General features: G+C 67.5%; 18 protein-coding genes. 11 read left to right on the top strand and 7 right to left on the bottom strand.

The window, feature by feature from the left end; genetic code table 11:
* Positions 1-3: 3 nt before the first annotated feature.
* The 7 genes from flhA to XM50_RS04695 all read right to left on the bottom strand — a co-directional run bounded on the left by flhA (position 4) and on the right by XM50_RS04695 (position 5465).
* Positions 4-2103, bottom strand: a complete 2100-nt coding sequence (gene flhA / locus XM50_RS04725; protein ID WP_046407787.1) for a flagellar biosynthesis protein FlhA — start codon at positions 2101-2103, stop codon at positions 4-6.
* Between the two features lie 5 nt (positions 2104-2108).
* Positions 2109-2978 carry a lytic transglycosylase domain-containing protein gene (locus tag XM50_RS04720; RefSeq protein WP_046407785.1) on the bottom strand — a complete coding sequence of 290 codons (870 nt, stop codon included), beginning with the start codon at positions 2976-2978 and terminating at the stop codon, positions 2109-2111.
* Between the two features lie 151 nt (positions 2979-3129).
* On the bottom strand, positions 3130-3438 hold the full coding sequence (locus XM50_RS04715; RefSeq protein WP_046407784.1) for a hypothetical protein: 309 nt from the start codon (positions 3436-3438) through the stop codon (positions 3130-3132).
* Positions 3425-3700, bottom strand: a complete 276-nt coding sequence (flgM, locus tag XM50_RS04710; RefSeq protein ID WP_046407782.1) for a flagellar biosynthesis anti-sigma factor FlgM — start codon at positions 3698-3700, stop codon at positions 3425-3427. The genes XM50_RS04715 and flgM overlap by 14 nt, the downstream gene beginning before the upstream one ends.
* Before the next feature lie 69 nt (positions 3701-3769).
* Entirely contained in the window at positions 3770-4288 is a 519-nt protein-coding gene (locus XM50_RS04705; protein ID WP_231621856.1) for a flagella basal body P-ring formation protein FlgA, read from the bottom strand.
* A complete protein-coding gene (locus XM50_RS04700) occupies positions 4285-4803 on the bottom strand; it encodes a flagellar motor protein MotB (RefSeq protein ID WP_197075363.1) in 519 nt (172 codons plus the stop codon). Before XM50_RS04700 ends, XM50_RS04705 begins: the two co-directional genes overlap by 4 nt.
* Positions 4800-5465, bottom strand: a complete 666-nt coding sequence (locus XM50_RS04695; protein WP_046407779.1) for a motility protein A — start codon at positions 5463-5465, stop codon at positions 4800-4802. The genes XM50_RS04700 and XM50_RS04695 overlap by 4 nt, the downstream gene beginning before the upstream one ends.
* Before the next feature lie 228 nt (positions 5466-5693).
* Here XM50_RS04695 and XM50_RS04690 point away from each other — a divergent pair, with 228 nt between their 5' ends.
* The 11 genes from XM50_RS04690 (at position 5694) to XM50_RS04640 (ending at position 14485) form a co-directional block, all read left to right on the top strand.
* On the top strand, positions 5694-6032 hold the full coding sequence (locus tag XM50_RS04690; protein WP_046407777.1) for a flagellar basal body rod protein FlgB: 339 nt from the start codon (positions 5694-5696) through the stop codon (positions 6030-6032).
* 3 nt (positions 6033-6035) lie between these two features.
* Entirely contained in the window at positions 6036-6446 is a 411-nt protein-coding gene (flgC, locus tag XM50_RS04685; protein WP_046407775.1) for a flagellar basal body rod protein FlgC, read from the top strand.
* A gap of 3 nt (positions 6447-6449) precedes the next feature.
* On the top strand, positions 6450-7124 hold the full coding sequence (locus tag XM50_RS04680; protein ID WP_046407773.1) for a flagellar hook assembly protein FlgD: 675 nt from the start codon (positions 6450-6452) through the stop codon (positions 7122-7124).
* A 40-nt stretch (positions 7125-7164) separates the two neighbouring features.
* A complete protein-coding gene (locus XM50_RS04675) occupies positions 7165-8409 on the top strand; it encodes a flagellar hook protein FlgE (RefSeq protein WP_046407771.1) in 1245 nt (414 codons plus the stop codon).
* Between the two features lie 71 nt (positions 8410-8480).
* A complete protein-coding gene (locus tag XM50_RS04670; protein ID WP_046407769.1) occupies positions 8481-9233 on the top strand; it encodes a flagellar basal body rod protein FlgF in 753 nt (250 codons plus the stop codon).
* A gap of 29 nt (positions 9234-9262) precedes the next feature.
* Positions 9263-10051: a flagellar basal-body rod protein FlgG gene (gene flgG / locus XM50_RS04665; RefSeq protein WP_046407767.1), complete on the top strand. Its 789-nt coding sequence runs from the start codon at positions 9263-9265 to the stop codon at positions 10049-10051.
* 13 nt (positions 10052-10064) lie between these two features.
* Entirely contained in the window at positions 10065-10751 is a 687-nt protein-coding gene (locus tag XM50_RS04660; RefSeq protein ID WP_046407765.1) for a flagellar basal body L-ring protein FlgH, read from the top strand.
* 5 nt (positions 10752-10756) lie between these two features.
* Complete coding sequence (locus XM50_RS04655; RefSeq protein ID WP_046407878.1) at positions 10757-11863, top strand: flagellar basal body P-ring protein FlgI; 1107 nt, start codon at positions 10757-10759, stop codon at positions 11861-11863.
* Positions 11860-12240, top strand: coding sequence for a rod-binding protein (locus XM50_RS04650; protein ID WP_082102714.1), 381 nt, complete (start codon positions 11860-11862; stop codon positions 12238-12240). Before XM50_RS04655 ends, XM50_RS04650 begins: the two co-directional genes overlap by 4 nt.
* Positions 12241-12254: 14 nt before the next feature.
* A complete protein-coding gene (gene flgK / locus XM50_RS04645) occupies positions 12255-13592 on the top strand; it encodes a flagellar hook-associated protein FlgK (RefSeq protein WP_046407764.1) in 1338 nt (445 codons plus the stop codon).
* Positions 13592-14485, top strand: coding sequence for a flagellin N-terminal helical domain-containing protein (locus XM50_RS04640; protein WP_046407762.1), 894 nt, complete (start codon positions 13592-13594; stop codon positions 14483-14485). The genes flgK and XM50_RS04640 overlap by 1 nt, the downstream gene beginning before the upstream one ends.
* The last annotated feature ends 21 nt before the right edge of the window (positions 14486-14506 follow it).

The raw sequence follows: 14506 nt of genomic DNA, 5'->3' as shown, positions 1-14506 counted from the left end.
CGCTCACGCCGCCACCGCCATCTGCGGCTGGCCCGCACCAATTGCAGGATGCGTGTCATTCGCGCCGATCACGGCGACGACCTCGACGGCCTTGTCCTCGGGGACTTCGAAGAAGCTCATGACGGGGGTATCCGGCAGACAGGTTTTGACCAACTTGCGGATCGCGACGCGGATCGCGGGCTGAACGACGAGCGCGAAGGGCTTGGCCTCGGCGATCATCGGCTGGGCGGCGCGCTGCAGCGCATCGACAATGCGGCGGCCGAGTTCCGGCTCGACAACATGGCGGCGCGACGGGTCTGACCGCATCGCCTGGCCAAGCAGGCCCTCGAGGCCACCCTCCAGCGTCATCACGCGCAGCGGCTCGCGCACGCCGCACAATTTCTGGATGATCAGCGGGCCCAGTTCCGGGCGGATCAGCTCGACGATCTCCTCGGCATCCTGCGTGCGCTGCGCGACGACCGCGATGGCCGACGCGATACGGCGGAATTCCTTCAGCGTGATGCCTTCGTTCAGCAGCGCCTTCAGCACGCTGGTCAGCGTGGTGAGCGACAGCGGCTGCGGCACCATCGAGGCGACGAGCTGCGGGTTGCGCTCCTTCAGCCCGTCGAGCAGCGCCTGAACCTCGTCCGCGCCCAGCAGATCGGCGGCATTGGCGCCCAGCGCATGGTTGAGGTGCGTGGCGATCACGGTGCCGCTATCGACCACCAGGTAACCCGCGCCGGTCGCGGCATCGGCATCACCCGGCGCGATCCACGTCGCGTCGAGGCCAAAGGTGGGGTCCTTCGCCTTCTTGCCCTGCAACTCGCCGAAGCCGGTGCCGGTGTCGAGCGCCAGCATCTCGTCCGGCGACACCTGATCCTCGCCGACGACCACGCCGCCCACGAGGAGGCGATAGGTGTAGGGAGCGAGGTTGATGTCGTCGCGCACCTTCACCTGCGGCACGACGAAGCCGAGTTCCTTCGACAGCTGCCGGCGCACGCCAGTGATCCGGCCCATCAGCGGCGCACCCTTGCGCTCGTCGACCAGCGGCACGAGGCCATAGCCAATGTCGAGGTTGACCATCATGCCGTCGGTCACTTCCTCCCAGCCGATGCGCGACTGGTCGACCGGCTCGGGCGCGGCGACTTCCTCGATGGGCGCCGGGCGCTGCGCGATCTTGTGCAGCTTCCACGCGGTGAAGCCGGCGATCGCGGCGGCGGGCAGCAGAATGAGGTGCGGCATGCCCGGCATGACGCCCAACAGGCCAAGGATGCCGGCCACCGGCGTCCAGGTGCGCGGGCTACCGAATTGGCTGCCGATCTGGCCGGCAAGATCCTTCTCGCTCGACACGCGGGTCACGATCGCGGCGGCAGCGATCGACAGCATCAGCGCCGGCAGCTGCGCGACCAGCGCGTCGCCGATCGCGAGCAGCGTATAGGTCTTGGCCGCTTCGGCGATCGACAGCCCGTGACTGACGGGGCCTAGGATCAACCCGCCGATGATGTTCGCCGCAAGGATCAGGATCGCGGCAATCGCGTCGCCCTTCACGAACTTCGACGAACCATCCATCGAGCCGTAGAAATCCGCCTCGGTGGACACCTCGATGCGGCGCTTCTTCGCTTCGTCGGGCGTCATCAGGCCGGCGTTGAGATCGGCGTCGATCGCCATCTGCTTGCCGGGCAACGCATCCAGCGTGAAGCGCGCCGACACTTCGGACACGCGGCCAGCACCCTTGGTCACCACGATCAAATTGATGATCATCAGGATCGCGAAGACGAAGATGCCGACGATATAGTCGCCGCCGATCAGGAAGCTGCCGAACGCCTCGATGACATGGCCGGCCGCCGCCTCGCCCTCATGTCCGTGCACCAGCACGACGCGCGTCGACGCGACGTTGAGGCCCAGGCGAAACAGCGTCGCGAACAGCAGCACCGTCGGAAAGGACGAGAAGTCGAGCGGCTTCTGCGCGTTCAGCGCGACCATCAGCACGGCCAAGCTGATCGCGATATTGGCGACGAAGAAGATGTCGAGGAGGAAGGCCGGGATCGGCACGACCATCACGAGCACCAGCAGCAGGATCGCGGCGGGCAGCGCCACCTGGCGTGAATTGGCGAGCAGCTTCACTTAGGTCAGCCCCCCATGCTCGCGAGCATCATGTACGCCAGCCGCGCATTGTCCGGCGACGGGCGCAGCAGGTTGGCTGCCTGCGCGGATGCCTGATTGGCGGTCCGGCCCATGGCGGCATTGGCCCAGGTCATCGCGTCGGATGCGGACTGGTTCGCGCCGGTGACCACCGTCGCCCCCTCCATGTCGAGCATCTGGGCGGCAAATTGCAGACGCGGCAACGAATTGCCGGCATTGCCGGTGCTGCCGGCAGGCCCCGCCCCGTCGCCCAGCTTCGCGCCGAACCGCTCGTACACGTCGGACAGCGAGCGGGCGGAGCCGTCACGGTTGAAGAACACGTTGCGGTTCGCGCCGGCCGCGGCGGGGAACATGCTCGCCGCGGTGCGATCGGGCGATACCTGCATTGCCTTCAGGAACTGCTTGGCGCCGCCCAGCCCCAGGAAATGCGCCATGTAGAGGTCAGTGCCGGTCGCCTCGCGGCCAAGGCTCGCCTCCAGCGCATCCTTGTTGTCGGACGCATGTTCGGCCGCCATCAGCGACGCGGCTTCGGGGTTGTTGCGCAGGTCGAGGATCGCGCGGCGCAGGCCGGGATCGCTCACCGTCAGCCGGCCGGCGCCATTGCGCTGGATGCCGTCCGCGGCCCAGCCCATGCCATGCTCCGCGCCATGGTTCTTCACCACGGCCAGCCAGCTCTGCTCGATGAACTGATACAGGCCGCTCGCCGACGAGGTGCGCGCACGCGCCGATGCGTTGAAGCCGCTTTCCACCTTCGCCTGGCCAAGCAGGTAATCGAAATCGATCCCGGTCTTGGCAGCGGCGCGCTGGATCGCGGTCTGCACCCGCCCAGCGGCGGCATTGAGAGCGTTGACGGTCATCGGTGCTGAAACATTCCCTGTTCGCAGGAACGATCAGCAAGGAGTGTGCCAGAAGGCGTGTGCGTCAGCGGGGGATCAGGGGCACGCCAGGTCGAACGGCAAACAGGTGCTGCGCGGCCGAACGCCGCCCGCACCACAGAACGATGACAGGTCAGGCGTAGGCCGGCGCCCGACGATAGGAATTGCTGTCCTCACCGGTGAGGAGCTGCAGGCGACGGCGCACATTGGCCGCCATCAGGTTGACGTAAATCCGGCAGGTGTCGTTGAGCCGGTTGGCCTCGTCGGCGAGATCGCGAAGCTCCGGCCCCGCGGGCCCCTCGCCCAGACCGCGCAGCGTCTCGATCGCGGTCAGCTTTGCCGAGGTCGCCTTTTCCAGCTCGGCGACATTGTTCGCCTTCAGCGCGGCGATCTCGCCGTGCAGCGTGTCGATCACGCGGATAAGGGCATCACGCCTTGTCATTCGACATCCATTCGTAGCGGGCGGCGATCAGCGCGTCGGCGATGGTGGAGGGGGAAAGCGGAAAGGTGCCCTTGGCGATCGCTTCCTTGATCTTGGCGACGCGCTCCACATCGACCGGCGCGCTGGCCGACAGCTGCGCCGCGACGGTCGGCGTCGGCGCGGTCTGCGGCTGTTTCGTCACGCTGGCGGTGGCCGCCGGCGTCGCTACGCGCGACACCCCGGCGATGCGATCGCGCGGTCTTGTCCCGATCGGTTCGACCATAAAAATCCCCGTTGCACCTCGATCCCACCGGCATAAACGGCCGGCGGCGAGGCACCTTTAGGAATTTTTTCACTCCACCCATCCGGGCAGGGTCGCGCGACCAGCGGCAACGGCCACTGCCTGCACCGGCATCTTGCCGCCATCGATTCGCACCATCAGGCGCTGGCCCTCTGCCGCGTCGGCCATGGCGATGCCCTCGCGCGTGATCGAAAAGCCGTCGGATCCCGCCTCGATCACCAAAGGATCGCCGCGCTTGATGACCTTTTCCGCCATCGCGGCCGGCGCCGCGGCGGCGCCCCCCGGCCGGGTCACTACCGTCGCGCCGGCGGGCATGCGGATCGGCACGAACAGCCGCCATTCCGGCGCGGCGCACGACACCACCACGGCATCATGCGCATCGGTGCGCCAGGACAGCGCCACGGTGGAACATTGCTTCAGCCGCAGCCGCGGGTCGATCGCGGCACGCGGGCCGCCATCCTCGCCGATCGACTTGCCGGCAAAGGCGGCGACCGCCTTGTCGAGTGCGGTCGTATCCTGATGGGCAGTGGCGGTGGCAGGCGCAGCGAGCGCCAGGACGAGCGCGATCACATGGATTCTCCGGTAAGGGACAAGGTAACGACGACCTGCCGGCGCGATGGCCGGTCGGCGGTCAGGATGATGATGCCGCCATTCGCCACCGGGGCAAGCGCGGCCGCGACGGCGCGCGCGCGATCGGCGGCAAGCACCGCAGCACTGCCGGTCGCGCGATCGACATCGGCGGGTGACCCGTCGACCGCGCCCGTGATGCGCAGCGTCACACGCGGGTCGCGCGCCGCTTCTTCAGCCCAGGCGACAAGGCTGCCCGGCGAGCCCGGCAGGCGCGCAGAGCCGGGTGCGAAGTTGAACATGCCGGCGGCAGCCAGCGGCAATGGATCCGGCCTTGGTGCCGGGGCCGGCTCGCCAAAGGCGGCCCGCACCCCCTGCATCAGCGCGGCGCGGTCGAGATTCTGATTGGCGTGGAGCAGCACGAAGAAGCCGACCAGCAGCAGCGCGAGGTCTGCCAGCGTGATCAGCCACAATGGCCGATGCGCCGCCGCAACGGGAAAGTCGTCGGCTGTCGTCATGCCGCCTCGCTCCGCCGCGCGGGCGAGAAGCTGACCGGCTGCGGCTCCTCGCGCGCGGCCAGCGCGACGAGCGGCGCCTCCAGCCGCTGGCGCTCGAACGCCTCGATCCGCGCCGCCGTCCGCAGCCGCGCGGCAATCGGCAGCGCGACGAGATTGCCCAGCAACGCGCCATAGAGCGTCGCCAGCAGCGCCACCGCCATCGCCCCACCGATCGCTTGCGGATCGGTCATCTGCACGAACATCGCGACCAGCCCGACCAACGTTCCGACCATCCCCATCGACGGCGCGGCTTCCGCCATGCCGGCCCAGATGTCGGCAACCGACACGTGACGCTCGATCCGCGCGCGACGCAGATAGTGCAGCCGTGCGGCGACCTGCGCCGGGCCGTGCCCGTCAACGATATCGGCGATCGCCGCCGCAACATCGGGGTCGGCAATGACCGATCGGTCCAGCGCGAGGACCCCGTGCCGCTTCGCGATCCGGCTGAACGCTCCGATCTGCTCGATCAGCGGATCGGCGCTGAACGGGCGACGCGGCAAAGCGCGCAGCGCGACGATCGCGCGGCCCACATCGCGCAGCGGACTGCGCAGGATGGCCGACGCCACCGTGCCGCCGCCCACGATGGCAAGCGCTGTTGGATCGAGGAAGGCACCAAAGTTCATCCCCGCGCCTACGCAAGCGCCGGGCCAGTTCCGTCGCCCACGGGCCAAGTCCTTGTTGATACGGCAATCGCGCCGGCTCACCGCCGCCACCCGGCAACCTTGCCGGCCGCCCGGCAACATCTTGCCGCCCGCGCCTTGCTGGCGGGTGGCGCTCTGCCGGCAAGGCGAAGTGGCACACACCTTGCTGGGACACTGCGCGCACAGGCACGTGCAGGAGATTTCAGGCCAATGGCCAACGGCAGTCTTTTCGGGGTTCATGGCGCGGCGCTCGAGGTGCGGGCGCAGCGCATGAACGTGCTCGCCTCCAACATCGCCAACGCCTCCACGCCGAACTTCAAGGCGAAGGACATCGATTTCACCAAGGCGCTCGCCTCGGTGGAGCGGCAGGGCGGCGTCGAGCAGGCGACACTGTACCGCACGCCCGACTCGCCCTCGATGGACGGCAACACGGTCGAGCTCAGCAAGGAGCAGACCGCCTTCGCCGAAAACGCCGTCCAGTATCAGACCACGCTGTCGTTCCTGAACGGCCGCATCAACCAGCTCACCCGCGCGCTGAAGGGAGAATAACCCATGGCGAACCAGCCTCTATCGATCTTCCAGGTCGCTGGCCGCGCAATGTCCGCGCAGCTCGTGCGGATGAACACGACCGCCTCGAACCTCGCCAATGCCGGCGCGGTGACCGGCTCGTCGGAAACCGCCTATCGCAGCATGAAGCCGGTGTTCCGGACACAGTTCGATCAGGCGAGCGGCATGGCTACCGTCAACGTGGAACGCGTCGTCACCGCCGGTGAGGACCCGATCAAGATCCGCGATCCCAACAACCCGATGGCTGATGCCGACGGCTTTGTTTACCAGTCGGCGGTCGATGAAACGCGCGAGCTGGTCGACATGATGGAGACCGCGCGCAGCTACCAGAACAACGTCGAGGTGATGAACACCGCCAAGTCGTTGATCGTCGACACGCTGAAGCTGGGGCGCTGATAGATGGCGACCTCCTTCGACGCCACAATCGGCAACCTCGGCCTCAGCACCGCGAACACGGCGGCAAAGAACGCGGCCAAGTCCCCGACGATGGGCCAGGCCGATTTCCTGAAGCTGATGACCGCGCAGATGAAGAACCAGGATCCGTTCGATCCGGTCGACAATACGCAGATGGTTGCGCAGATGGCGCAATTCTCCTCGCTCGCCGGCATCACCGAAATGGGTTCCACGCTGAAGGCGATCGCCGACAAGCTGGGCGCGACCAGCATGCAGGATGCGGTCAGCTATGTCGGGCGCACCGTGCTGACGCCGGGCAATGTCGCTTACGGCCGCGCCTCGGGCGGTATCGCGGGCGCGATCGAGCTTGGCGCCGATGCCAGCAACGTTACCGTCGCGATCTCGGATGCCAACGGCCAGCTGCTGCACAGCGCCGATCTCGGCGCGCAAAAGGCAGGCACCGTCAGCTACGACTGGGACGGCAAGACCGCCGCCGGCGCCGATGCCGGCGCCGGCCCGTTCACGGTCAGCATCAGCGCCAATGACGGCAGCCGCTCGGTCGCCGCCAACAGCCTTGTCTGGGCGCCCGTCACCTCCGTTTCGACCACCAGCGGCGCTGCCGTCCTCACCTTGCCGGGGATCGGTGAGGTTCCCGCCACCGCCGTTCGCCAGATCGGCTGACCTCTCCCCTCACCTATCCCACGTTCCAGGAGCTTCCCTCATGTCCTTCTACACTTCGCTTTCCGGCCTCCAGGCTGCGCAGACCGACATGTCGACCATCTCGCACAACCTCGCCAACGTCTCGACCAACGGCTTCAAGAAGAGCCGCAGCGAATTCACCGACATCATGGCATCGAACTTCACCAGCGATCCGCGCCGCCTGACCGGCTCGGGCGCCGCGCTGGCGCAGAACAAGCAGATGTTCGGCGCGGGCAGCCTGGTGACGACCGGCTCGTCGCTCGACCTCGCGATCGCCGGTGACGGCTTCTTCCCGGTCAAGACGACCGCGCCCGGCGGCACCACCATCGCCTACACCCGCAACGGCAGCTTCGGCGTCGATCCCAACCGCTTCATCACCGATGCGCAGGGCAGCCGCCTGCAGGCCTATGCGGTCGAGACGGACGGCACCGTGCCGGGCGCAGGCACCCTCATTGACGTGCGCGTGCCCGACAGCAGCGGCGCGGCGATCGCGACCAGCAAGCTGTCGCTGAAGGCCAATCTGAACGCCGGCGCCGCCGCATCGGACGTCGAGTTCGACCGTACCAATCCGGCCAGCTACGGCAGCGCGACGACCACCACCATCTATGACGCGGCCGGCAATCCGCAGACGCTGACCAACTATTTCGTGCGCAAGGCACCGGCCGATGCGACCAGCACCGCGAGCGAATGGACCGTCCACAGCTTCGTCGGCGACGTCGAACTGAACGAGGGCGGCACCGACATCGCCTTTGATTCGAGCGGCAATCTGCTGGGCAGCGGCACCTTCTCGCTCGCCTTCCCCGACGCTGGCGACGCGACCCGCGCGCCGATCAGCTTCGACCTGACCGGCACCACCGCCGGAAAGCAGCCGTTCAGCGTCGCTTCGCGCGCGCAGAACGGCGCCGCGCCCGGCGAATTCGCCGGCATCACCGTCGACAACAGCGGCATCATCACCGCCAGCTATTCCAACGGCGACGCGGTGAAGCTGGGCAAGGTCGCACTGGCGAACTTCGTCAACCCGACGGGCCTGCGCCAGACCGGCGGGCAATATTGGAGCGCGAGCGGCCTTTCCGGCACGGCAACGATGGGCGCCGCGAACGAGAACGGCTTCGGCAAGCTGATGTCGGGCACGATCGAGGGATCGAACGTCGACATTACCGAGGAGCTGGTCGAGCTGATCGCTGCTCAGCGCAACTTCCAGGCGAACGCCAAGGCGCTCGATACCTCCAGCCAGATCTCGCAGACGATCTTCAACATCCGCGCGTAATTCTGGCCTGACTCTTGCTGTGTTCCGTCTGCGCTTCGGCGTGAACGGAACACCTTTGGATCGATCGAACGATGGACAAGCTGGTCTATACGGCGGCGACGGGCCTCAAGGCGCACATGGCGGCGCAGGCCGCCATCGCCAACAACATGGCAAATGCCTCCACGACCGGCTTTCGTGCCGATCGCGTGGTGTTCGACCGGATCGAACTGAAGGGCGGCGGCGCACGCTTCGATGCGCGCGCGCCGGCCGCGCAGGAAGTTACCGATGCCGACCGCAGCGTCGGCGCGATGATCCAGACGGGTCGTAATCTCGACGTGGCGCTGACCGATGCCGACACCTGGCTGACGGTACAGGCGCCCGACGGTACCGAAGCCTATACGCGCCGCGGCGACTTGACCGTCACTGCATCGGGCACGTTGCAGACGGGCGACGGTTACCTGGTGATGGGGTCGGGGGGCCCCATCACCATCCCGCCGTACAATTCGCTCTCGATCGGGTCGGACGGCTCGATTTCGATCGTGCCGCAGGGCGGCGCTGCCACCGACGTCACGGTGATCGACAAGCTGAAGCTGGTATCGGACCGCGGCTCGTCGACGGTGAAGGGCCTCGACAATCTGATGCACGTGCGCGGGGGCGGCGTGCTGCCGGAGAATATGGACGCCAAGATCGCGTCCGGCACGCTCGAACAAAGCAACGTCAACATGACCCAGGTACTCGTCGACATGATCGAGAACCAGCGCAGCTACGAGGTCCAGGCGAACCTGCTGAAGGAAGCCAAGACCATGGACGAAGGCGCCGCCTCCGTCATGCGGATGCCCGGCTAAGCCCGCGCGCGATTAGAAGGAACTAGACCATGACCACCGCCGCCATGCACATCGCGCGCACCGGGCTCGACGCTCAGGATACGCGCATGCGGGTGATCTCGAACAACCTCGCGAACGTGAATACCACCGGGTACAAGCGTGATCGCGCGGCGTTCGAGACGCTGAGCTATCAGGTGATCACCGCGCCGGGTGCGCAGTCGACGCAGGAAACGCGCTACGCCACGGGCCTCAATCTCGGCACCGGCGTGCGCGTGCAGAGCACCGCCCGCATCGATACGCAGGGCTCGCTCGCCACCACCGGCAACAGCCTCGACATGGCGCTGGACGGCGACGGCTATTTCCAGGTGCAGCTGCCCGGCGGACAGCTTGGCTACACTCGCGCCGGCAATTTCTCGCGCTCGCCCGAAGGCCTGCTGGTCACCAGCGAAGGCTATCAGGTGATGCCGGGCATCAACGTGCCCGAAAACGCCACCGCGATCACCATCGGCATGGACGGCACGGTGTCGGCATCGATCCCGGGCCAGGCGGAGGCATCGAACCTCGGGCAGATCCAGGTCGCCAGCTTCCCCAACACCGCCGGACTCCAGTCGATCGGCGACAATTACCTCGTCGAAACCGCCGCATCGGGCACCGCCAACATGGGCGTTCCGGGCGAGGACGGCCGCGGGAAGATCCGCCAGGGCATGCTGGAGGCAAGCAACGTCAACGTCGTCGAGGAGCTGGTCGACATGATCGAGACTCAGCGCGCCTATGAGGTCAATTCCAAGATGATCTCGGCCACCGATGAAATGCTCAAATACGTCAATCAGAACATCTGAGGACTGACCGGCCATGACGTCGCGCACGCTCCCGCTCGCCACCGCATTCGGCACTTTGGCGCTTCTCGCCGCGCCTGCCCACGCCGGCCTGTTCGGCAAGAAGGCACCGGCAGAGGATTTCACCGCCGTCCACCCCCTGCCCGTCGCTTCGGCGCCGGCCCCGGCGACAGGCGCGATCTTCCAGGCGGCGGATGGCTATGCCGCGCTGCATGAGGGCTGGCGCGCACGCCGCGTCGGCGATCCGCTGACGATCGTCCTGGTGGAGCGGACCGCGGCGTCCAAGTCCTCGACCTCGAAGCTCGATTCGGGCGGCGGCTTCGGCATCACCCCGCCGACCACTGGCCCGCTGAACCTGTTCAACACGACCGACGCCAGCGCCAGCGGCAACCGCAATTTCGCCGGCACCGGCACGGCCGGTCAGGCCAATTCGCTCTCGGGTGAAATCTCGGTCACCGTGGCGCAGGTCTATTCCAACGGCACGATGCTGGTTCAGGGGCAGAAGCGCGTCACGCTCAACCGCGGCGACGAATTCATCCAGATCAAGGGGCTGGTGCGCACCGCCGACGTGGACCGCGACAATCGCGTGGCGTCGACCCGCGTCGCCGACGCCCAGATCGCCTACACCGGCAAGGGCGATGTCGCGCGCGCCGGGCGGCAGGGCTGGCTCAGCCGCTTCTTCCAGGTCGTGAGCCCCTTCTGATGATCATGTTCCGCACCCTCCTCGCCCTTCCTGCGCTGCTGATCGCGGCGCTGTGCGTCGCGGCGCCCGCTACCGCCGACCGGATCAAGGATCTCGGCGGCTTCCAGGGCATCCGCTCGAACCAGCTCACCGGCTATGGCGTCGTCGTCGGCCTGCCCGGCACGGGCGACGACAATCTCGAATATACCGTGCAGTCAATGAAGGCGGTCGCATCGCGCTTCGGCCTGCAACTGCCGCCCAATGCGAACCAGGGGCTGAAGAATGCCGCAGTGGTGATGATCACTGCCGAGCTGCCCGCCTTTGCCAAGCCCGGCCAGCGGATCGACATCACCGTCTCCTCAATGGGCAAGGCGAAGAGCTTGCGCGGCGGCAGCCTGATCATGGCACCATTGCTCGGCGCGGACGGACAGATCTACGCCATGGCGCAGGGCAATCTCGCGGTCGGCGGGCTTGGCGCGGAGGGCAAGGACGGCTCGCAGATCGTCGTCAACACGCCCTCCACCGGCCGTATCCCGGAGGGCGCCACCGTCGAGCGCGCGGTCGCCACCGGCTTTGCCGATTCACCCAATCTCACCTTCAATCTCCAGCGCGCCGATTTCACCACCGCGCAGAATGTCGCCGCGGCGATCAACCAGCGGCTGGGCTTCGGCGTGGCGCAGGCGGTCGATGCGGTGTCGGTCGCGGTGCGCGCGCCGGTCGGCGCCGACGTGCGCGCGACGCTCATGTCGACGATCGAGAATCTCGACGTCGTGTCGGCAGAGCCGCCGGCCAAGGTCATCGTCAACGCCCGCTCGGGCACCGTCGTCATCAACTCCGCGGTCCGCGTCGGCCCCGCCGCCGTCACCCACGGCAAGCTCACCGTGCGGATCGACGAGAACCAGCGCATCAGCCAGCCCGCGCCCTTCAGCCAGGGCCAGACCGCGCGCGAACAGAAATCGGGTGTCGCGGTGGATGAGGAGCATCGCCCGATGTTCCTCCTCGCCCCCGGCCCGAAGCTCGCGGACATCGTCAAGGCAGTGAACGCGATCGGCGCCTCGCCGGCCGACCTCGTCGCCATCCTCGAGGCGCTGAAGGAAGCCGGCGCGCTCAAGGCGGAGTTGATCGTCCTGTGACCGGGCCCGTTCAGATCGGCCGCGTCTCCGGCACCACAGGCATCGACTCGGGCCTGAAGCGCGAGGCGTCCAGCGAAAACCTGAAGGCCGCGGGGCAGCAGTTCGAGGCGGTGTTCACCGGCATGATGCTGAAATCGATGCGCGCGGCGAAGCTTGCCGAGCCATTGTTCGACAGCCAGGCGATCGACACCTTCCGCGACATGCAGGACCAGAAAATGGTGCAGCAGATGGCGCAGCACACGCCGCTCGGCATCGGCAAGGCAATGACCGAATTCCTGTCGCGTGGCCTTTCGGCAACAAGCGCCGAAAATCAGAACGTCGGCCAAAAAGACGCGGAACCGGCGCCTGCGCTTCAACCGCCCCTTAACCACGACTGATCCACAAGGCCCGCGTGAGCGACCTTCTTTCCATCGGCGCATCGGGCGTCCGCGCGAATCAGACCGCCCTTGGCGTGGTGTCGGAGAACATCGCCAACGCCGGGGTCACGGGCTATTCGCGCCGGACGATCACGACGACGGAGATCAGCAGCGCGTCGGGCACGACGGGCCGCGCGACCGGCCACGGCGTCTTCGTCACCGGCGTCACGCGCGCCGCCGACCAGTTCAAGGCCGCCGCCGTGCGCACCGCCGGCGCCGACCTTGCCCGGACCGAGGCTGGCGGCGTGTGGATGGACCGGATCCAGTCCTCGCTGACCGGCGCCGGTCTGGAGGGCCGCCTCACCGCCTTCTTCAACGCCGCGAAGGGCGTCGCCGCCGATCCGACCGCCACCGCGCCGCGCGCGGTGATGCTGGAACAGGCCAACGCCCTCGCCGCCTCCTTCACCGCCACCGGCGTCGCGCTCGCCAATGCCACGGCGGAACTGGATGCGACCGCCGATGGCGCCGTCGCCAATCTCAACAGCCTGTCTGCCGCGCTCGCCAAGGTGAATGACGGGCTGAGCCGAGTCACGCCCAACACCAACGCCGCCGTCAATCTCGCCGATCAGCGCGACGCCATCCTCGAACAGATGAGCGGCCTCGTCGACGTCACCGCCACCTATGACGCGGCCGGCCGCGCGACCGTGCGCGCCGGGGGCGGCGCGGGCACGACGCTGGTGAGCGGCAATCAGGTCGCGACCGTCAGCTACGCGCGCAATACGCAAGGCACCGTCGCCTTTGCCGTCACCAATGGCGACACGGTTTCGGTGCTGGCCCCGCAAGGCGGTGCGCTCGGCGGGATCGCCGACGGGGCGCAGCGGATCGCAGGCGCGCGGATCGAGCTTGCGGAGCTCGCCACCGAGTTTGTCGCCGGCGTCAACGCGGTGCAGGCCGGCGGCCGCACGCTCGACAATGCCGCCGGCGCGCCGCTGTTCATCGTCGGCGACTCCCCCACCGACATCACCATGACGATGACCGACCCGCGCGGGATCGCCGCGGCGGCACCGGATGAGGGGACACGCGGCAACGCCAATCTCGCCGCGCTGGAGAATTTGCGCACCAGCGCGCGCTTTGAAGGCACGATCGGCAACATGGTCTCGACCAATGCCGCCGCGATCCAGGCGCGCGGTATCGTCGCGGAGGCGCAGGGCGCTATCCACGACGGCGCGATCGCCGCGCGCGACGCGATCTCGGGTGTCGATCTCGATCGCGAGGCAGTCGACCTCCTCCGCTTCCAACAAGCGTATCAGGCGTCCAGCCGAGTCATCTCGATCGCCCGCGACACGTTCCAGACCTTGCTGGATATCCGCTGATGAGCGTCAATCTTTCCACCAACCTGTTCTACAACCGCTCGACCGCGTCGATGCAGAAATTGCAGGCGCAGTTCGATCGGCTCAACGAACAGGTGGCGACCGGCAAGAAACTGCTCGCCCCCTCGGACGACAGCGTCGGCTACCAGCGGCTGCAGGTGATCAACCGTGCCAACGCCGATGGCACGCAGGACGCCGCAAATGTGAAGCTCGCCCAGGCGACGCTGCAACAGGCCGGCACCAACCTGTCCTCGATGACCGAGCGGCTGCAACGTGCCTCCGAACTGGTGATCCAGGGCCGCAATGGCACCAATTCGCCCGCCGCCAAGCAAGTGATCGCGACCGAGCTCGACAGCATCATGGAATCGATCGTCGCGCTGGCGAACGGCAAGGATGCACGTGGCCTCCCGCTGTTCGGTGGCAAGGATGACGGCGCCGCCGTCACGCCCGGTGCCGCCGGCGCCCTGACCTTTGCCGACGGCAAGGCTGCACCGATCCCGATCGGCGACGGCCAGAGCGTCGAGGTGACGGTCAACGCACGCGAATTCCTTGGCGTGAAGGACGGCGCCGACCTCGGCACCGCCATGGCGGCGATCATCGCGGCGCTGCGCGGCGACCAGCCGATCCCTGACGAGGCGGTCGATACGCTCGGCACGATCGGCGATCAGGTGACGGCGATGCAGACGTCGCTCGGCGCGCGCGAGGTGCGCGTCGACCTGCAGCTCGCGCAGCTGAAGACCAGCGCCGACGACCGCGAACTGGTGCGCGCCGATATCGAGGATGCCGATCCGACCGAAACGATCGTCCAGCTGCAAAAGACGATGACGATCCTGCAGGCGACCCAGGCGAGCTTCTCCAAGCTCTCCAGCCTGTCGCTCTTCGACTATCTGCGCTGACCCGCCCGCCCCTCACGGGGC

Origin of the sequence: Sphingomonas sp. Ag1, from assembly GCF_000980895.1 — a bacterium.
Lineage (GTDB): Bacteria > Pseudomonadota > Alphaproteobacteria > Sphingomonadales > Sphingomonadaceae > Sphingomonas > Sphingomonas panaciterrae.
The sequence above is the reverse complement of the archived record's forward strand: the minus strand, read 5'-3'. Positions and strand labels throughout refer to the sequence as shown.